We start from the raw sequence: 19,673 nt of genomic DNA, 5'->3' as shown, positions 1-19,673 counted from the left end.
CTATAATTACGCTTTCCCTGATGAAGAAAAAGAGTTGTGTAACTTGGAAATGCGCTCGTTTTTTGGGGAGGATGCAGAATCCAGCATCATGGAGAGTGCATTGAAAATCGATCCAAGCCGAAGCCCGTTTATGAGGGGGCGAATGGATGTCATCCTTGAAGGTGAGCAATTAGCGGACCTAATTGAGCAAGTGAAGAAGATCGAATTGTATGGCTCTTCTTTTAAAGTGATGTATGTAAAAGTAACAGGTCCTGACAAGGTAGATTTTAAAGAACGGCGCAGACTTGAACGGGAAGTGGGTTTGCATATTTCCGGAGAGCCGGAGCTGGTAAATCCAGATGTGCTGTTTGGGATCATGAATGCAAACGAGCGCTGGGTATTTGGTGAATACCACGGCAGTGAAGCGGTTTGGTTGAACCACCAGCAAAAACCGCATAGTTACTCTACTTCATTAAGCACGCGTGTCGCAAGAGCCGTCGCCAATATTGCCGTTCCTGATCCGGCTGGAGTGAAAGCGATCGATCCATGCTGCGGAATTGGTACGGTAGTGGTGGAAGCACTGTCGATGGGGGTGGACATCGTTGCCAGTGATATCAATCCGCTCATACTGCCTGGAACGAGGGAGAACATCGCGCATTTTGGCTATGCAACCCAAGTGACATTTAGGGACATTCGCAAGGTCACTGGGAGCTATGACGTGGCGATTATTGATATGCCGTACAATCTGTGCTCGGTCATCACACCCGAAGAGCAGCTCGAGATGCTTCAAAGCACCTACGAATTCGCTGATAAAGTAGTCATCGTCACGATTGAACCAATCGACTCTATCATTGGAAATGCCGGCTTTGAAATCGCCGATCGCTGTGTCGTGAAAAAGGGGAATTTCACACGCGAAGTGATTGTTTGTGAGAAATGATCAACGCTTTAAGAAAGAAAGGACGATTATGGCTGGCATAATCGTCCTTTCTTTTATTCAGCTGTAGATTACTGAATGAAGTTTCATAATCCAGCTTCAGCGCTTGGCGGGGCTGAACGAGGCGCTTGCGCTTTTTGTTCTACTTGATGGTCTTGCTCACTCTAAGCTTCTTTCCCTTGATTGTCGCATTTTCCATCGCTTGGATGACTAGCGAGCCTTTTCCGTTCAGGATATCGACATAGGACATCGTATCGTGGATGGTGATGATGCCGATATCGTCTGCGGTTACTCCAGGAATTTTTGCAATTGTTCCAACGAAGTCGACAGCGCGGATCTTTTTCTTTTTGCCGCCGCTAAAATGAAGCTTCATGATATCCTGGTTGATGCGGGCTGTCTTGTTGTTTTTCACGACACGGCGCCCGCTGATTTTTTCATCAAAAGCAGCCTGGTTTCTTGCAACGTCCTGCTTGCTCGGAGCTTCTGTCACAGGAATCTCAAAGCCAATGTATCGTTCGATTGCCCTGACGAATTTTCCTTCATAAGGTGTAGCAAGCATAATCGCTTTCCCTTTGTTTCCGGCGCGTCCCGTTCGGCCTGTCCGGTGCACATAGCCCTCTTTTTCCATCGGAACGTCATAGTTGATGACAAGTGAAACGTTATCGACGTCAATTCCTCTTGCTGCAACATCAGTTGCCACAAGGTAGCGGAAATTCCCCATCTTGAAGCCATCCATCACAGCAAAGCGGTCTTCTTGTTCCAATCCTCCATGAAGTCTTTCACAGGAATAATTGGCTTCCTCAAGCTGAGTAAACACGGTATCGACATTTTCCTTCGTCCTGCAAAAAATGATGCAGCTGTCAGGGTTTTCAGCAACCGTGATATCTTTTAAAAGGGAGATTTTATCCTCTTCTTTCACTTCGATCAGCATATGGTCAATTGTATTTGTCGTAATACCGGTAGAAGCGATTTCGATGTTAACTGGATCCTTCATATATTTATGGCAGAGATTTTCAACATCCTTGGGCAATGTCGCAGAAAACACCATAGTAACCCGATTTGGAGGAAGATCTTCTATAATGGATTCAACAGCATCAATAAAACCCATGTTCAGCATTTCATCTGCTTCATCGATAATCAGGTACTTGATTTCATCTAATACAAGTGTACCTCTTTCAATATGGTCGATGACGCGTCCAGGTGTACCGACGACGACATGCGTTTTTTGCTTCAATTCTTCTTTCTGCTTCGAGAAGGGCTCCTTACCATAAACGGCCATCGCCTTAATCCTTTTGAATCGGTCGATATTCGTGATATCTTCACGAACCTGAACAGCCAGCTCCCTAGTTGGAGTGAGAATCAACGCCTGTGGATTCTTTTCCTCCCATTCAACCATATCGCAAATGGGAATTCCGAAGGAGGCTGTCTTTCCGCTTCCTGTCTGGGATTTAACGACAAGGTCTTGCTTTTCCAATGCTAACGGAATGACTTCTTCCTGGACCTCTGTTGGAGATTCATATTTCAACACAGAAAGGGAGCGTTTAATTTCGTCGCTTAAGTTGTAATCGTCAAAACTTCTTTTACTCATGAAAAAACCTCTTTTTATTTTATTATTTTATAAGAAAGTATAAATTTTTTGCACCTAGACTAGTGTCTAGCTACAGCGCCTAGCCCCTCGAGACGCTTGTCGGGGCTGACCAAGGCGCTTGCGCTTTTCTTTATTATATAGGATTCTCGCAACGAATCATCATATGCATAAACTGAATAGTATCCATTATACTTGAATTGCAGAATTAAAAATACATGAGCTTCGCAAACATCAATTTGCTTCCCACAATTCGCAGGCATCTCTCCAAACCCTGAAAATCCAAACTTTAGACACATGAAATAGGGTTTTTTCACAAAATCACAATAATTCCAATGATACCCTAAAGGGTGTGAATAGTATAATGAGAGTATAAAGAAAGCGATTTCATTTTAGGGAAGGGTGTTGGAAATGAACTATCAGGAAGTAAAATCACAATTAGAAGCTTTGCAGATGCAATTGGCGAATAAGATGCAGACTCCAAACCTGTCTATAGATGAAAAAAATGAGCTTCAAAGAGCAATCGCAAACTACGATTATATTATCGAACTGACTTGCATGAACCATTTTGAGCGTGGAAAATCTATTCATTAAAACAAGCCAGGAGGTTAACCTCCTGGCTGTTTTTATAAGACCCCGCCCAATGGTTTTTGGCTGAAATAGTCGAGTGCATAATTGACTTGATCAATTTCATAGATCTGTCTTTCAATACAAAACTGAATCACAAGATCAGATGTTTCGCTGTCTGATAAAGAGTAGCCGGCAGAGCTTAACAGCTTGTCGGTTTCTTTTTTGGTCAATTCAAGCGCGAGCCCGAGTGCGATCACCGTATTCTTGCTTGGCCTGTATTGAGGGTTGGAGCGGATCTTTGAAAAATGCCTGCGGTCGATTCCCGCTTTTTTATAAATTACCGCGTCGGAAGAGGCACCCTTTTTATCGAAAAAATCAAACAGAACTTTTTGCAAAGTCGGCTTCCGTTTCTGCTCGATGAACATTTCAATCTCTAAAGGAGAAATACTCTCGAGGACAAAATCCTCAAGTGGTGCAGCAGACTTCTCATAAAGGATGATCGTCATATTTTGATCGATATACTTCTGTAAATCTGCCAATATCTTTTTATCCAGCATGAAGTCAGCCTCCCCAAAATGTCGCTTAACAGGCGACCAATATATGGATGAATCTAGATATGATTATATCAGATTCAACCTAGGAGGATGATAGGGATGAAAAACAATTTAACGGAAATCATTTTTTTGCTGGACCGGAGCGGCTCGATGGCAGGGCTCGAGAACGACACCGTTGGCGGCTTCAATGCTTTTGTGAAAAAACAGTCCGAACTTGACGGAGAAACAATCCTGACAACGGTGCTTTTTGATGATGAATATGAAGTGCTCTGGAATGGCATTGATGCAAGGGAGGCGAAGCTGACAGAAGATGAGTACTATGTCCGCGGGATGACTGCACTTTTGGATGCCGTTGGAAAGACGATACTTGATGTTGGCTACCGTCTGGCCAAAACAAAGGAGGACCGCCGGCCAGGCAAGGTTATATTCGTGATCACGACAGATGGCTTGGAGAACGCAAGCAGTGAGTTCACATATGGAAAAGTGAAGGAGCTGATTCAGCACCAGCAGGAAAAATACAGCTGGGAATTCATCTTCATGGGGGCGAATATCGATGTCGCCAAGGAAGCTGACAGCCTCGGAATCAATATTGAGAATTCTTTTAAATTCGAAGCCTCAGAAAAAGGCATTGAAAACATGTATGAGAAAGTGTCGGAATCCATTATGGAAAAAAGAATGAAGTAGGAGTTCAAATCCAGGAGGAATGATTATGACAAAAAAAAATTTAGGAAACTGCAAGACTTGCGGAAAAGAAATCGCCAAAGGTGTAAAGAAATGCCCTCACTGCGGGAAAGACCAGCGCAGATTTTTCATGCGGCATAAGATTTTAAGTTTCATTGCTGTATTAATCTTGTTTGGAATCATCAGTTCAGCACTTGGAGGCGGAGAAGAAGTAAGGACAGAAGGTGAATCAGCTGCAACAGCATCTGCACCGGCAGAAGAAGAAAAAGAATATAAAGTGGGCGAAGCTATTCCAGTGGACAAAGTGGAAATCACTGTTACAAAATTTGAAGAAAAAGATCAGGTTGGCAATGAATTCATCAACAAAGCAGTATCTGAGGGGGGTACCTTTGTCGCAATCCAGTACAAAATCAAGAACACCTCAAAGAAACCGGTTGGAATGTTTGATTACCCTGCTGTCCGCCTTGTGGATGAAGAGGGGACAGAATTCGATGCTGATATCGATGCTTCTTCCAACTATGCACTTGAGACAGATGTAGACAATGCCAAGATTGCAAGCGATTTAAACCCGGGAATCACTGTAACGGAAACGAAGGTATTTGAAGTAGCGAAGGAAAGTTTTGCTACAGGAAAATGGTTTATCAAAATTGACGATGAGAAAGTACTGTTGAAGTAACTGGTCGAACCCGGACAATTTCCGGGTTTTTTCGGATTTATTTTGATTTGACATTTTCCGGACATGTAGAACTCTCAACATTGGGAAAATAGGCTGTAAACTGGCTTTCCTGGCTAATTTGAGCTGAATTTATTTTTTTCATTATTTTTTCAATCTGACATTCTGCTGACATATTTGAGAGGTAAATTATGAGTATAAGGTTCATGTCCACACATCGAACCTGACAAATAGAAAGAGTCTACAGGAGGATGTCAGTTATGAAAAAGAAATCAGTTATTGGATTCACGATCGCAGGAGCGCTGTTGCTTGGTGGCTATGCTACTACATCTTTAGCGAATGACGACAGTACAACAAGCTCAGCAGCAACTACAGTCAAAGGCTTTTTCGATAAAGGTTTTGGTCATAGAGGATATTTTGGAGGCAACTCAGAAGCGCTGATCGAAAAAGCAAAGAATCTGGGAATCAGTACTTCAGGTAAAGACGCTCAAACCTTGATGGGTGAAATTCGCGAAGCTACTCTTAAAAAGGAAGCAAAAGAACTGGGAATCCAGACAGACGGCAAGGGTAACGCCACATTGGCTGAGGAAGTTCGATTGGCCAACCTGAAGGAAAGAGCGAAGGATTTGGGTATCTCCACCGATGGAAAGGATGCAGCAGCACTTCATGATGCGATCCGTTTAGCGAACCTAAAGGAAAAGGCAAAAGAACTTGGTATCTCAACAGACAACAAGGATGCTCAAACCCTAAGGGAAGAAATACGGACAGCGAACCTGAATAAAAAAGCCAAGGAGCTCGGTGTCTCCACTGATGGTAAAGACCTGCAGACATTGCAGCAGGAAGTTCATACTGCTTATATAAACCAAGAGGCTAAGAAGTATGGAATTATAGTAGATGGCAGGGATATCCGCGAAATTGCGCAAGAGGTACAGTCAGCCAAAGCAAAAGCAGATGCAAAAGAGTTGAACATCACGATTGATGGAAAAACAATCCGCGAAATCTCCCAGGAAGTACAGGAAAAGAAAGTCGTGAACCTGGCGAAGGAACTTGGAATATCGACTACAGATAAAGACACCAGGGATCTTATAGAAGAGATTAGAGACAAAGATGCTGACAAGCTTGATGAATTGCTTGAAGATGGATTCGGACGCCATGGTATGGGCTTTGGACATGGCGGAGGTTTCGGGAAGGACAATGGCTTTGGACATGGAGGAGGCTTTGGAAAAGGCAGTGGGTTTGGACATGGCGGCGACAAAAGAGGAATGGGTCAAGGTGGTTTCCGAGGTGAAGGCGGCCGTGGCGGCATGCATCAGAATGCGGGCGGAAACGGATTTTAATATATAAAAAGATCGTCATTATCCTCCGGTATCTCGCGGGGGATTTTTCTTGTAAAATAAGGATTAGAAATTCAAACGGAATGACGAGGTCCATAGCGTAGTAGTGATAGGAGAGGCGACAATGAAAACAATTCTAATCATAGAAGATGAACAAACAATCTCAAGAGTGCTGGCGGTCTACCTGAAGCATGAGGGCTATGAGGTCGTACAGGTCTTCGATGGAAAGGAAGGTCTCGATCTATTTACTCAGCACGAGCCGGACCTTATTCTGCTCGATGTCATGCTTCCGGAGATGGACGGATGGGATATTCTAAAGGAAATCCGAAAAGTCAGCTCTTGCCCGGTCATTATGCTGACTGCCCTTGGGGATATTGATTATCGTCTGAAAGGCCTGAACCAGGGAGCGGACGATTATATTTCCAAACCGTTCATTGGCGAAGAAGTAGTTGCTAGGATAAATGCGGTTCTGCGCCGTTCTGCCCACGTCCTCGAAACGGAAAACATGAAACAGTTCGGCAGCCTGAAAATCAATATGGATTCCCATGTTGTTACGGTTAGTGGCGAGAAAATCGTCTTAACGCCCAAGGATCTCAGTTTGCTGATTTTCCTGGCGGAGAGGCCAAACCGGACTTTTACAAGGGACGTTTTGATTGAGAGCGTCTGGGGGCTGGATTACGTTGGAAGTGACCGTGCGGTGGACCTGGCGGTTAAAAGGATCCGTCAATCACTGGCTGAGTGGCCAGCGTCACAGGGAGAGATCCGGACATTAAGAGGATTGGGGTATCAGTTCAGTGTTTACCAAAAATAGAAAGCACGTTTCATTGTTGAGATATTGGACAACCAGATATCTTCTAACCTTGATTGGCGGGCTGATTTTACTCGGTGCCGGTTCGGTATGGTGGATTAAGGAAACGACGCTGGAAAACCGGTTAAAGTTGATGGAGTACATGGCTGTTGAAACGGCGGACAGGGTCGGACAGTTAAATGATTTTGGCGGGTTTGACAAAAGGATGGAAGACCGGACAAGATTCTTCGAAATGGAAAATCAGCCACTCCTTTCCATTACCGACATGGAAGGAAACGTTCTGAATACAGGTCCGATGCATGGCGGGGGCGGTCCGCGTCATTTAACAAGAAAGGTTCCCGCAGAGATAGTTGCTAATGATGACAGAATTAAGAGATTCACAGAAAACGGAACAGATGTTTACGCTGTTAAGGCACCAATCACTATCAATCAGCTTCAGACCGGCTGGGTTATAGTGATGCAAAATGCTGGTGAATTGACGGACGTTGACCAGGAATACCGTTTGTTGTTCATATTACTGCTAGGACTTGGTTTACTTGGCTGGATTGTCATTTATCTTCTCACTAAAAGAATCCTGAAACCAATCCAGGATGTAGCGAGGGCAGCGGCACAGGTTCGAGAAGGAGACTATGACATCAAGCTCGACTCCGGACAAAAGGAACTAGAAATTTACGAACTCGTCACTTCTTTTAAGGAAATGACCAGCCGCCTGAACCAGCTGGAGCAAATGCGTGCTGAGCTGCTCGCAGGAGTCACCCATGACTTGAAAACTCCGGTAACCTCGATTAGCGGCCTCGTGCAAGCTGTGCGGGATGGAGTCGTAACGGGTGAGGAGCGCCAGGAATTTCTCGATATTACCCTGAAAGAGATCCAGAGATTGCAAACGATGATTTCAGACCTGCTGGAATTCAATTCACTGGCAGCCGGAGCGTTTACCATCCGGACAGAGGATTGTGATATGAATAAACTTGTTGAGGACATCGGAAGACAATGGCAGGTCACGCAAACCGAACCTGTTCATTTAGAGGTCAGCAAGCCTGGCGACACCGTACGGGCTCAAACGGATCCATTGCGTTTGCAGCAAATCCTGATTAACCTATTGAATAACTCTTACCAGGCTATCGGTCATCATGGCACTATAACTCTCATTCTTTCAGAAGGAAGGATTGACGTAAAAGACACCGGTCCGGGAATTCCGGAAGCTGAGCAGGCGTTGGTGTTTGAGCGTTTCTTCCGAGGTGAAAAGAAAAAACTGAAAGTCAGGGGCCTCGGCCTCGGCCTGCCTTTCAGCAAAATGCTCGCCCGGTCGCTCGGGGCAGAGTTGATATTGAAGGAGAGCAATTCAAACGGAACGACATTTTCGATTGTGTGGGTAAAAGAAACATAAGAGAAGGGCTGCATCTATCTTTGCAGCTCCTTTAATCGTTTAGTAAATCATCAATGGCAATATCCAGTTTTTTATCTTCACTTCCATCCAGCCATTCTTCTAGAATAACGATGTATCTGGCATTGCCTCCATTTAAATAACTATAGATGATTTGTGCTTCATCAAGTTCCTCTTTGCCGATGACGACGGATTTCCTTTTCTCGGTCTGTTGAAAAGAGTTCAAAATCATGTCCCTAATCTCCTCTGAAAACTGGCTGAACTTCTCTGGAAGGTATTCTTTACTGAAAATGACCTTATGCCCCTTGATCAGAAAAAGCTTCAAGGTCCGGTCATCGATCCTTTCAACCACGGCAATATTTTTATTTCCTTCCGTGAACTGAATCATATTCTCCTTATACAAAAGGATGGAGAATGACTTCATATAATTTCTGTATTTGGCTGCTTCTTCAAACTGATATTCTTCAGACGCATGATTCATTTTCTGCTCTAGTTCGTCGAGAATCTCATTATCAGAACCCTGGAGAAAAGAAATGAACATCTCCACGATTCTATTGTATTGCTCAATCCCCGCTCCTCCTAAACACAAACCATTGCACTTCCCCAGGGTATAGTTCAGGCAAGGAGACCCCTTGAGTGGTTGAAGGCAGTTAATTTTAAAATAATCCTTCAAGTTCTCAATAGCTTTCCTTACATAGATCATGCTGGTATAAGGTCCAAAATATATCATGCCGCGACCTTCAGATTTCTCAGAAGCGATTGAGATTTTTCGGTAAGGCCGGTCCATCTTAATGGCAATGTAAGAATAAGGAAGGTGGCTCTTCATTTTCTTGTTAAAAAGAGGCTTTAATTCTTTGATGAGCTTGCATTCAAGCAAGAATGCCTCGAATTCCGTATCAGTATGCAAGACGTAAAAATCATTTATGTTAGCGACCATCTTTTTGATTTTTTGCGGATGGGCTGCAGAGTTTTGAAAATATGTTTGGACTCGTTTCTTGAGGCTTTTCGCTTTCCCGACATAAATCACTGTACCTTGTTGATCTTTCATAAGGTATACACCAGGAGTCAAAGGAAGGTTTTTGACTTTTTCTTTTATATTCATGTCCGCTCCCTCAATATCTCTTATTTTTGAATCCTTATATATCTTCATATTTTAGCATAAGAGGGGATTAAGGCTCTTTAGAAGCATATAAAGGCGGTATTCTTTAAAATGTTTACGCTTTCATTCACTATCTCGCCCGTATGCTCCCGAATTGGCTTCATATCCTTGAATCTGATTCTGAAGATGTTACCATAGGTAACGTTGATAAAATGCGAACGGAAATTAAAAATTCATGAGGTGAATGCGGTTGTTAAAACATAAAAAAGTAGCGTTTTTAGGTGCAGGTTCAATGGCGGAAGCGATGATTTCAGGTGTGGTTAAGTCTGGAAAAATGCACGCGGACCATGTTTATGTTACGAACAAGAGCAATGCTGCAAAACTGGAGCGCATGAAATCCAGATATGGAATCAATGCAATGCCACAGGCTGAACTGCCATATGAAGATATTGATATGTATATTTTAGCGATGAAGCCAAAAGGAGCAGCGGGAGCTCTTGAAGCTTTGAAGGATAAATTAGTGCCTGGCCAGGTGGTTGTGTCCGTTCTGGCAGGTATTTCAACAGGTTTTATGGAAGATAATCTTAAAGATGGCCAGCAGGTTGTCCGCGTCATGCCGAACACATCAAGCATGATCCAGGAATCAGCCACTGCCATTTCACCAGGAATACACACAACGGATGAAAACATCGAGGATGTAAAAGAACTTTTAAGCAGCATGGGCAAAGTGTTCCTGATTGAAGAAGAGCAGATGGATATCTTCACAGGCCTTGCTGGAAGCGGCCCTGCTTATTTTTACTACTTGATGGAGCATATGGAGCGTGTCGGCACGGAAAACGGGATGGATGAAAAATTGGCCCGTGACATCATTGCTCAGACGATTCTTGGTGCAGCTAAAATGATCATCGAAAAAGATGAAACACCAGAGGTGCTTAGGAAAAATGTAACCTCTCCGAATGGAACGACAGCCTCAGGTTTGAATGCGTTAAGGAAGTACAACGGCGGAACGGCCATCTCACAGGCGGTCAACCATGCGGCAAACCGTTCTAAAGAAATGAATCGAGAACTCGAAGGCGTTCTCGTTCCTTCATAAGAAATCCGTAAAGCACCTTCTTGAACAAGAAAGAAAAAGCTCCCAGCTAAACGTAGCCGGGAGCTTGTTACATATACACACGGTATCCCCGCCATTTTTCGAATACATACTGAAATCCATACAATAAGTACGCTTTGTAGTGCAGGTAGAGGAAGAACTGTAAATTGTTCAATTTTTTCAGTCTTACAATTTTTACTTTCTTGAGTAAATTCATGACAATAAAAGCAAAGATTCCATCTGCGATAACATTTAGCGTTATGAATTTCTTGAAATTTCCATATGATGTTTTCAGCAGCCACATGGACAGCGGCATGTAAGGACCTACACTAAATGGAAGTTCATCACGAAGGAAAGACTTTCGTTTGTTGTAAAACTTCCACCAGTTCCGCTTGTGGCCATACATATGGTTGATGATTTCGAAAATGATGATAAAAACTCCCGCAACAGAGTAACGTTTAAAACTTCTTTTGCCAATGAACAATAACGATAGCCATGGAACAAAAATCATTACAAGATTGAAAAGGAAATGTCTCTTTGAAATCATCGAATGTCTCACCTCAACTACTTTCATCTCTTTCTATAAATTGCCTATAAATTAGTAAAATTAATCGGGAATAAAATAGCGAGACCGAAAGAATCAATCAAAAAATGCTTGCCGAACTGTCGAACAACCGGACAACACGATAGTGATTGCACATAGGCTGGCAACAATCAGAAGGGTCGACAGGATTGTCGTCGTGACCGAGGACGGGATTGCCGAAGAAGGCAGCCATGATGAGCTGATTCAACGAGGAGGCATTTTTACAAACCTGCATAAGGTGCAATTCGAAACATCTATTTAGGGTTGGTTTAATTTTCCTGTATTTGATATGATAAGAGTAAAATCATGATAGATTTGGAGTGAAGTTCCATGACAGGAACCCTAACGATCATAATGGTATTCTCGATTCCGCTTGTCGCAATCATCACTACCCATTATCAAAAAGTAGCCAAAATCAAACACAACATGATTAAAGACGAAATCGAGCTTGAGAGACTGAAACATGAAAATTACCTGCTTGAAACGGAAAAAATGAAGCTGGAACTGATGAAGATTGAAAGCCCTTTGGATAAAAAAGTTTTATAGAATTTGCCCTCTCGTGAAATGCGAGGGGTTTTTTTTATGTGGGAGAGTTCATCATTTTATCCAAATTTAGGATGAAGGTGCAATTATCTTACTAAACGGTGCAATTAATCTCTATGACCGTGCAATTACGCCGATCAACCGTGCAATTATCACACTTGAAGGTGCAATTATCGCATCAATAACCCGTAGGCCGTTCAAGTAGGAGGGGGAACGTCAACTAATTCCCTTAATTACCACCCTAAATGGATTAATAGCATTCATTTAACCAGCTTTTTGTTGGCGGAAGGATATTACCCATTTCTACCGGCTTCATTTATTCACCCAATTAAGTCCTCATCTGAAAAATTTCTTGGAATTGGTTAATTATCCCTTGTGATCTTGCATAATATGTTATATAGTACATTACAACAGTAATGCACTATATAGCCTGTTAAAAGGAGGTGCGGGATTGATCCTTAATTCAGATAGCATGAAGCCGATTTACGTCCAAATAGCTGAGTGGCTGGAGACGGAGATTCTCAGCGAGAGTATCAAAAAGGATGAAAAGGTTTTTTCACAATATCAGCTTGCGGAAATGCTGAACATCAATCCGGCGACAGCGGCAAAAGGGTTGAATATTTTAGCGGATGAAAACATTGTTTATAAAAAGCGCGGACTTGGGATGTTTGTATCGGAGGACGCGAAGAAGATTATCACGGGGAAACGGAGGAACCAGACATTGAAGTCATTGGTGACTGAGTTGGTGAAGGAGGCGGAGCACCTCCAGGTGACGGAAGAGGAATTGATTCAAATGATCCAGGAAGCCAAACGGGATATGAAGGGGGAATCGAGATGAGCGTGCTGGAATTCGAATATGTAACAAAAACATATGGGAAGAAAAAAGCTTTGGATAACCTTTCGTTTTCCCTCGGTGAAAATAAGATCACCGGTCTGATTGGCAGGAATGGGGCAGGGAAGACGACGATGCTGAAAATCGCCGCTGGTTTCATGCGCGAGAGTTCGGGTGAAGTCAAAGTGTTTGGAGAGCATCCATTCAATAACCTGAGCGTGTCTGCCAACATGATCATGATTGATAATGATATGAATTTGCCAGCCGCACTGAATCTCCAAGAATTATTGGAAACAGCGGGCGATTTTTATCATAACTGGGACATGAAATTGGCGCGGAATCTGTTTGATTATTTCGGACTGGATCCGAAGCAGCATCCTGATAGATTGTCAAAAGGAATGAAGAATACATTCAACGCGATTATTGGGCTGGCGGCACGATGCCCGCTGACTATTTTCGATGAACCAACAAATGGAATGGATGCCGGAGTCAGGAAGGATTTTTACCGTGCGCTTTTGAAGGATTATATCGCTAATCCCCGGACGATCATCATCTCCAGCCATCACCTGAACGAGGTCGAGGATATCCTCGAGGACATACTGCTCTTGAAGGACGGTAGTCAATTTTTGCATATGCCGATTGAAGAGCTGAGGGAGTATGCGGTAGTTGTCAGCGGAAAAGAAGAAGCGATGAAAAACTGGCTGCGCGGCCATGAGATCTTTCATAAAAGCAATACCGATTTCGGAAGAACATATGCGGTGATTCGCAATGACCTCTCTGATGACCAAATTGCTGCAGCTATGAAGCTCAGCCTGGAGTTCTCGACGATTTCAAACGAAGACCTCTGTCTGTACTTGACGAGCCAGGAGAAAGGCGGGATTGATGATGTATTTAACAAAGGTTAGCCTTTGGGATGTTGTGAAAAAGCAGCTTCGTTTTAAATTGAAATCGTACCGGGGAATGTTCACGTCGCTGATGATGCTGCAGATAATTGGGATTCTTTTTTCGCTTGGCGGTGAAGGAGGCGGTGGCGGAGGATCCGATACTTTCAGCTATGATGCGAACTATTATTCAGGCAATTTCATCCTTGCATTCATGATGATCTGGGACTTCATCTCAGCCATCGTCGTCACCACCCAGGCTTATCGATATGATGATTACTCTTTTGTGGCCAACAGGCTGAGCAGCCACTTATCGAATATCCTGTTCCTTGGATGGGCAAGTGTCATCGGCGGGGTTACGTTTGTGCTTGCAAGCCAATCGTTGAAGCTGGCATTTATATTCCAGAAGGACCGGGAATTCATTGAAAGCCAGCCCATGACAGTGCTGCAAATGGCAGAAGGCCTTGCTGCCACTATCTTGTATTTGTTCCTTTTCACAGCACTGGGCTACCTGGTTGGGATGCTGGTCCAAAAGAATAAGGCTTTTATGGTCATCATCCCTGCGCTCCTTTTCGGCAGTATGTTCATAAATGTCTTCCTGGCGAGCGAGTCTACCCTTGTGATTGATATTGGTCAAATTTTTGTGAAAGAAACGTCATTTCTCCTGTTTTTAGTAAAAGTGCTGCTTACATCCGCGCTTGCCTACGGAATAGCGGCCTGTTGGATTTCGAATAGCCTGGAGGTGAGGAAATGAGTCTAGTCTACTTGCTATTTTTCATCTTACTTTTAATGTTTAGTATCGGAAGTTTTTCAAACAGAGTTTTCGGTGCCAGATTCATGAGCGGCAGCGGCATCTCAAAGGTCTTTTCAGGATACTTGATAATCCTGCTGGTGGCAGGACTTCTATCAACCATGGTGCCTGTGGAGGGGACTTTAGAAGCTGAGTATTTGACTGACAAGGAATTAGCAGAAAACGATAGGTTGAATAGCGATATATATTCTATAGTCGAATCTGGAAGGATTGAAGAGGCGGAAGGACTGACAAAAAAAGAAAACTGGGATTTTCCGATTAAGGGTAAGCTTCTGGATATTGAGTTCATGGGTGAGAATGTGATGATTTTCATTGAGAAGGTGGATTCTCTTGAGGGGAAAGTAGAAGTCACTTATTACTCCACTTACTCCTATGTTCATAATATTGATATAACCGATCGCTTCAAATCACCAGATATAGAACTGACTGAGTCAACTTTAAAAGTCTTTCCGGCTGAACATGTGAATATAAAACTCGTAAAATTCACGAACGCATTTCCATTTAACCAATTCACCGAAGACGGAGAGCAATACAACGGCGGATATGGAATGATGCAGGGGTTGAATTTCCTTTATGTCACTGTCCCTGCTGATACCGAGGTTACTGGAGACGGGTATGTGATCAATTAAGTCAGGAGCCTCTCTTTATAGGGGCTCTTTTTCGTATATGGTTCCTATACGGTATAATGGGTGTATGTTCTAAGAAAAGCGCAAGCGCCTTGGTCAGCCCCGACAAGCGCTGGAGGGCCTGCCAGTGAAGTCGTTCTTTGACTTCATTGGCAGGACCGAAAACGAAATGCGAAGGCGACTGTCCAACTCCGACAAGCGCTGGAGGGCCTGACAGTGAAGTCGTTCTTTGACTTCATTGGCAGGACCGAAGCGTCTTGAGGAGTTAGGAGCCGCAGCTAGACAAGCGACTCGAGGGGCTAGGCGCTGGAGCTGGACACTAATCTAAATCAAAAATTTTATACTTTTCTTTTTAAAAATGAGGAATGCAAAATGGCTATACTAAAAAAATTCAATTTTGTCGGAGGTAGGGTTCTGAAAACGGGGATTGCTGTGTTTATTACAGCATTGATTTGCGACCTGTTAGGCTGGCCCCCGATGTTCGCCGTGATCACAGCGATTGTGACGATTGAACCTACCGCGGCAGATTCGATAAAAAAAGCATATGTACGATTCCCTGCATCGGCGATTGGCGCTGCTTTTTCCGTCGTTTTCAACTTTGCGTTCGGAGACAGCCCATTAACTTATATGCTCGTTGCTGTCGCGACAATAATAGCTTGCCACAGGCTGCATTTGCAGGACGGTGCGCTGGTGGCGGTGTTGACAGGCGTCGCGATGATTTCAACTGTCCAGGACCATTATCTATCCAACTTCTTTATTCGTCTTGGAACGACCTTGACCGGGCTGACAGTGTCTACCCTGGTGAATCTGCTTGTGATACGACCTGACTACTCAAAATCAATCAAGGCTAAAATCCGGCAATTAATTGTGGAGACAGGTGATTTAATAGAAGGCAGGGGAACAGAACTCACGAAGCATCAGCCATTACACCGGGAGACACGATCCGAGTTCTTGAAAATTCTGAAGGACATGGAAGCGATTGAAACACTATGCAAGTACCAAAAGAAAGAATGGAAGCTGCACCAATTCAACCGGAAGGATATGCGGAACATCCATTATGAATTCAAGAAACTCACGATTATGAGACAAGTCCATTATCATGTTGGAAATCTCGTTTCGCTACCCTCGATGCACCTGATGGATGAAAAAGCACAGGTGGTGGAGGAGATGGTGAAATCGATCAAATCCGCTTTTCACCATCCGGACTTTGAAATGGATGAATCACATAATGCCATCGTGAAAGAACTGCTCAGCTTATTGAGGCGCGAAGTAGATGAGCGGGAAGCAAAATCCCATCGGTTTTCCGAAGAAACGGTCATCTACTACGAACTCGTCTCGATCCACGATTTGCTGGAAGAATTGAACCAAATTCATAAATTCGAAATCCGGCATCAAAAGTTACTGGAAAAGTCATTGGATATAAGCTCCTGATAGGTGTTTTTTCATTGTTGATAAGAAAATTATAAAATTGTACAGGTGTGGAAACTACATGTAGTATTTTTAATCTAGCTCCAGCGCCTAGCCCCTCGAGTCGCTTCGGTCCGCTCAGCTGAAGTCAAAGAACGACTTCACCGGTCGGCCCTCCAGCGCTTGTCGGGGCTGAACGAGGCGCTTGCGCTTTTTGTTCCTGGATACTTCACTCGAACCCGATGCAACTTCGGACAGGTTTTGAGGAAAAGCCAGCAAATAGCTACAAAGATTTAGAAAAGAGCCAAACGGAAAGAGATTCAGCAACGGGTCTCTTTTTTTTATTGGTAAAAAAGAGCGATATTTTCCAATTCGCTATAAAAAAAAGAAAAATCGCTATAAAATAGAAATTTCCGCTATAAAAAAAGAAAAATCGCTATAAAATAGAGGATTTCGCTATAAAAATGGGAAAATCGCTATAAAAAAAATTTCTTTACTAAAAAGAAGTTGAACTCCATGGTATTTCTGCTGATAAGTTGTGATTTTCACTAAAAATAATGAAGAGTTTAACTGTTTGAGCGCTAAAATAACCGTTTACAGATCTCTTCTTTGAGGAAAACGCATAAAAAGTATCCATATCTTCAAAAAGAGAACGTTTTCATCAGCAAGATGTTGTTTTGTACTAAAATCGTCACTGTCGGGTTATGAATAGTTCTAACATCGTGCTATCCTAATTTGTATAGATTTTCACAATCGCAATTATTGGAGGAATCATCTGTGGAGGGAATTCCGGGTTTGCTGGAGGAACCGTTAATTTTACTATTTGTCATATTATTTCTTGGCTCCGCGCTGGGAGAAATTAAAATACGAGGGCTAAGCCTGGGAACGTCCGGGGTGCTTTTGGCGGCAATGGTGTTCGGTCATTTCGGCTATCAGGTGTCACCGGTCATCCAGCAGTTGGGCCTAGGGTTATTCATTGTGGCCGTCGGCTTGTCTGCCGGACCGCGCTTCTTCCGAATGATGAAGACGAGCGGGGTTGTCTTTGGCATCATCAGTTTGCTGATTGTCCTGGTCGCATCGGTTACGACGATTGTCGTTTCCAAGCTATTTAACCTGTCACCGGCATTAAGCATCGGGATCATGACGGGTGCGCTAACAAGTACACCTGGTCTGGCGGCTGCCCTTCAGGCAACAGGCGACCCGCTCGCGTCTGTCGGCTACGGTATTGCCTATCCATTCGGAGTACTGGCGGTTGTGCTGTTCGTGCAGCTCTTGCCTCGCGTACTCAAAGTGGATTTAGCGAAGGATCTGAAAAAGAAATCGGGACCTGTGCGTAATGATGAGTCGCCTGAAGTAATGACAATCGAAGTAACGAACCAAGCCATTAATAAAAGAACCTTAAAAGAACTGGAGTTCAATAAATACAATACGGTCGTCATCAGCCGGGTCATCCGCGGGGATAGGAATATCATTGCCTTGAATGATACGGTGATCCTGTTAGGGGACAGGCTAGTTGCTGTCGGATTACCGAGTGACTTGAAGAGACTGTGCCAGGATATCGGCAGGGAGGTCGAGAGTAATTTCAAGAATCAAGATAATGTAGAGCTTCGCAAGGTCACCGTCGATTCACTGGAACTGATTGGGAAGACGATCAGGGAACTTGAATTAAGGCGTACCTACGGTGTGACGGTCACGAGGATTGAACGCGGCGGTTTTGAATTCAACCAGAATGCGAAATGGCGGCTAGAGCGCGGTGATGTCCTGACGCTTGTGAGCAGTGAAGACCGTTTGGATGATGTAGAAAAGCTGTTTAGCAGAAAGAAACTGGCAGTTACGAATATCCATATCTTGTCTCTGAGCTTAGTGCTGCTACTCGGTGTGCTCGCGGGCATGATTCCTTTTCATTTTCCTAAGCTCGGCACGATTACATTCGGCGTTGCCGGCGGACCGTTGTTCATCGCTTTAATCATCGGTCACTTTGGTAAACTCGGTCCAATTCATGCGCGCTATTACCAGCCATCAAACCAGGTCATCCGCGATATCGGACTGGTCCTATTCCTTGCCGGAGCTGGTACGACAGCTGGAAAAGGCATTGTTCAGGTCATCCAGCAGGAAGGCTTCAATCTTGTCATCGGCGGCGCGATTATTACAATCCTGCCAGTAGTAGCAGGCTTTTTCATCGCAAGAAAGATTTTTCGACTCAGCATCATTCACTCATTAGGCGCATTGTGCGGCGGAATGACAAGTACACCAGGACTCGGAGCCACCAACCAGTTGATGGATTCCGAAGACCCGGCAATTGCATATGCAGCTGCTTATCCATTTGCGCTGATATCAGTTGCGGTAGCATCACAGATTTTGGTGTTCTTTTTATAGCAAAAAGAAGTCCCATTATCATCAGGATAATGGGACTTCTTCAGGTTCTTCTAATCATTTCGGCATTACTCCAAAAACGGTTTGATCTTTGGAAACACCTTCAGAGCAGTATTGTAAAAGACATCCTCATGGTGCTCGGGCGGAATCAGGTCTTTGATGAATTCGATATACGGACCAACTGGAATTAATGGCCAGTCTGTGCCGAACAGCAGCTTGTCGTAAGAATCGGCAAACTCAAGCGCATGGCGCAGGTGGTCAAGGAAACGGCCCTTGCTGCGCTTATCCAGCTCTTCCTTTGTGCCGACAATCAGTCCTGACAAATCGGCAAACACATTCGGGTTTTTATAGATAATTTCCGCTCCGGTCAATGTCCATGGGTCCCCAAAATGCGCCATCATAAAGTTCACATCACGATGGTTGACCGCGACCTCGTCAATTGCCATCGGGTGGGAATATTTTAAATAGCCACGCTCTGAATACGTATCTCCAGTGTGGAAGACGACTGGCAGTTGGTATTTCGCCGCCAGCTTGTAGACAGGTTCATACACTTCATCATAGGCATAAAAAGGATAGTAGCCAAGATAGATCTTGATTCCGACCGTCTTCGGATGTTGCAGTTCTTTTTCAAGGCGGGCAAGGGCTGCCTCATCCAGATCATATGGGTTGACCCCGGCGCAGCAAAAAATATTGGCCGGGAGTTCGGCCTCCATATCGAGCCCCATCGGCGTCCGGGCTTCATAATCAGGGAAGCCCATTTTATCGGTTTCCGTCAGGCCCATCCCGATTCCGAGCACCACATTAGCCTCCTTGAACTCCTTTAGGATTCCAGCTGTGGAATAGTCGACGAATGAAAGCTTCTCGGCCGTTTCATAAAAGGATTTAATTTTTGATAGGTGTATATGGGCATCGATGATTTTCATGTT

Annotated in this window: 20 protein-coding genes and 1 pseudogene; 16 read left to right on the top strand and 5 right to left on the bottom strand. The window is 44.0% G+C overall.

Annotation, left to right across the window (positions count from 1 at the left end):
• Positions 1 to 49 precede the first annotated feature (49 nt).
• Positions 50 to 916, top strand: a complete 867-nt coding sequence (locus LC048_RS18545) for a TRM11 family SAM-dependent methyltransferase (RefSeq protein WP_226602860.1) — start codon at positions 50 to 52, stop codon at positions 914 to 916.
• A 139-nt stretch (positions 917 to 1,055) separates the two neighbouring features.
• Here the strand turns inward: LC048_RS18545 and LC048_RS18540 are convergent, their stop codons facing one another.
• Entirely contained in the window at positions 1,056 to 2,501 is a 1,446-nt protein-coding gene (locus LC048_RS18540; protein WP_306048402.1) for a DEAD/DEAH box helicase, read from the bottom strand.
• Positions 2,502 to 2,909: 408 nt separating this feature from the next.
• On the opposite strand from LC048_RS18540, the gene LC048_RS18535 reads away from it, so the two are divergent.
• Complete coding sequence (locus tag LC048_RS18535) at positions 2,910 to 3,092, top strand: DUF3896 family protein (RefSeq protein ID WP_226602393.1); 183 nt, start codon at positions 2,910 to 2,912, stop codon at positions 3,090 to 3,092.
• Between the two features lie 32 nt (positions 3,093 to 3,124).
• Here the strand turns inward: LC048_RS18535 and LC048_RS18530 are convergent, their stop codons facing one another.
• A complete protein-coding gene (locus LC048_RS18530; RefSeq protein ID WP_226602394.1) occupies positions 3,125 to 3,625 on the bottom strand; it encodes a hypothetical protein in 501 nt (166 codons plus the stop codon).
• A gap of 96 nt (positions 3,626 to 3,721) precedes the next feature.
• Here LC048_RS18530 and LC048_RS18525 point away from each other — a divergent pair, with 96 nt between their 5' ends.
• The 5 genes from LC048_RS18525 (at position 3,722) to LC048_RS18505 (ending at position 8,505) form a co-directional block, all read left to right on the top strand.
• The gene (locus tag LC048_RS18525) at positions 3,722 to 4,306 is read left to right on the top strand and encodes a vWA domain-containing protein (protein ID WP_226602397.1); all 585 of its coding nucleotides are present in this window, start codon (positions 3,722 to 3,724) and stop codon (positions 4,304 to 4,306) included.
• Between the two features lie 25 nt (positions 4,307 to 4,331).
• On the top strand, positions 4,332 to 4,979 hold the full coding sequence (locus LC048_RS18520; protein ID WP_226602399.1) for a DUF4352 domain-containing protein: 648 nt from the start codon (positions 4,332 to 4,334) through the stop codon (positions 4,977 to 4,979).
• Between the two features lie 257 nt (positions 4,980 to 5,236).
• The gene (locus LC048_RS18515) at positions 5,237 to 6,313 is read left to right on the top strand and encodes a hypothetical protein (RefSeq protein WP_226602401.1); all 1,077 of its coding nucleotides are present in this window, start codon (positions 5,237 to 5,239) and stop codon (positions 6,311 to 6,313) included.
• Positions 6,314 to 6,434: 121 nt separating this feature from the next.
• Entirely contained in the window at positions 6,435 to 7,121 is a 687-nt protein-coding gene (locus LC048_RS18510; RefSeq protein WP_306048399.1) for a response regulator transcription factor, read from the top strand.
• Complete coding sequence (locus LC048_RS18505; RefSeq protein ID WP_226602405.1) at positions 7,105 to 8,505, top strand: HAMP domain-containing sensor histidine kinase; 1,401 nt, start codon at positions 7,105 to 7,107, stop codon at positions 8,503 to 8,505. Before LC048_RS18510 ends, LC048_RS18505 begins: the two co-directional genes overlap by 17 nt.
• 31 nt (positions 8,506 to 8,536) lie before the next feature.
• Here the strand turns inward: LC048_RS18505 and LC048_RS18500 are convergent, their stop codons facing one another.
• Positions 8,537 to 9,550 carry a GIY-YIG nuclease family protein gene (locus LC048_RS18500; RefSeq protein WP_264188435.1) on the bottom strand — a complete coding sequence of 338 codons (1,014 nt, stop codon included), beginning with the start codon at positions 9,548 to 9,550 and terminating at the stop codon, positions 8,537 to 8,539.
• 295 nt (positions 9,551 to 9,845) lie between these two features.
• On the opposite strand from LC048_RS18500, the gene proC reads away from it, so the two are divergent.
• Positions 9,846 to 10,694, top strand: a complete 849-nt coding sequence (gene proC, locus LC048_RS18495) for a pyrroline-5-carboxylate reductase (RefSeq protein WP_226602408.1) — start codon at positions 9,846 to 9,848, stop codon at positions 10,692 to 10,694.
• Between the two features lie 67 nt (positions 10,695 to 10,761).
• Here proC and LC048_RS18490 read toward each other — a convergent pair whose 3' ends face one another.
• A complete protein-coding gene (locus tag LC048_RS18490) occupies positions 10,762 to 11,238 on the bottom strand; it encodes a hypothetical protein (protein ID WP_226602409.1) in 477 nt (158 codons plus the stop codon).
• A 74-nt stretch (positions 11,239 to 11,312) separates the two neighbouring features.
• Between LC048_RS18490 and LC048_RS18485 the strand changes: the two are divergent.
• From LC048_RS18485 to LC048_RS18450, 8 genes and pseudogenes are all read left to right on the top strand, one after another.
• Positions 11,313 to 11,536, top strand: a pseudogene (locus tag LC048_RS18485) (multidrug ABC transporter ATP-binding protein); the annotation flags it as partial.
• A gap of 68 nt (positions 11,537 to 11,604) precedes the next feature.
• The gene (locus LC048_RS18480) at positions 11,605 to 11,820 is read left to right on the top strand and encodes a hypothetical protein (RefSeq protein WP_226602410.1); all 216 of its coding nucleotides are present in this window, start codon (positions 11,605 to 11,607) and stop codon (positions 11,818 to 11,820) included.
• Between the two features lie 448 nt (positions 11,821 to 12,268).
• Positions 12,269 to 12,655, top strand: a complete 387-nt coding sequence (locus LC048_RS18475) for a GntR family transcriptional regulator (RefSeq protein ID WP_226602411.1) — start codon at positions 12,269 to 12,271, stop codon at positions 12,653 to 12,655.
• Complete coding sequence (locus LC048_RS18470) at positions 12,652 to 13,554, top strand: ABC transporter ATP-binding protein (RefSeq protein WP_226602412.1); 903 nt, start codon at positions 12,652 to 12,654, stop codon at positions 13,552 to 13,554. The genes LC048_RS18475 and LC048_RS18470 overlap by 4 nt, the downstream gene beginning before the upstream one ends.
• A complete protein-coding gene (locus LC048_RS18465) occupies positions 13,529 to 14,284 on the top strand; it encodes a hypothetical protein (protein WP_306048393.1) in 756 nt (251 codons plus the stop codon). The genes LC048_RS18470 and LC048_RS18465 overlap by 26 nt, the downstream gene beginning before the upstream one ends.
• Entirely contained in the window at positions 14,281 to 14,970 is a 690-nt protein-coding gene (locus tag LC048_RS18460; protein WP_226602416.1) for a hypothetical protein, read from the top strand. Before LC048_RS18465 ends, LC048_RS18460 begins: the two co-directional genes overlap by 4 nt.
• 369 nt (positions 14,971 to 15,339) lie before the next feature.
• Positions 15,340 to 16,398 (top strand): aromatic acid exporter family protein, encoded by a 1,059-nt coding sequence (locus tag LC048_RS18455; RefSeq protein ID WP_226602417.1) that lies wholly within the window; start codon positions 15,340 to 15,342, stop codon positions 16,396 to 16,398.
• Between the two features lie 753 nt (positions 16,399 to 17,151).
• Positions 17,152 to 18,750: an aspartate:alanine exchanger family transporter gene (locus LC048_RS18450; protein WP_226602419.1), complete on the top strand. Its 1,599-nt coding sequence runs from the start codon at positions 17,152 to 17,154 to the stop codon at positions 18,748 to 18,750.
• A 65-nt stretch (positions 18,751 to 18,815) separates the two neighbouring features.
• On the opposite strand, the gene LC048_RS18445 is transcribed toward LC048_RS18450, so the two are convergent.
• A complete protein-coding gene (locus LC048_RS18445) occupies positions 18,816 to 19,670 on the bottom strand; it encodes an amidohydrolase family protein (protein ID WP_226602420.1) in 855 nt (284 codons plus the stop codon).
• Positions 19,671 to 19,673: the final 3 nt, after the last annotated feature.

It is taken from the genome of Mesobacillus subterraneus (genome assembly GCF_020524355.2).
GTDB classification, from domain to species: domain Bacteria; phylum Bacillota; class Bacilli; order Bacillales; family Cytobacillaceae; genus Mesobacillus; species Mesobacillus subterraneus_C.
Note: the sequence above shows the minus strand (reverse complement) of the source record. Positions and strands in the feature narration are given on the sequence as shown.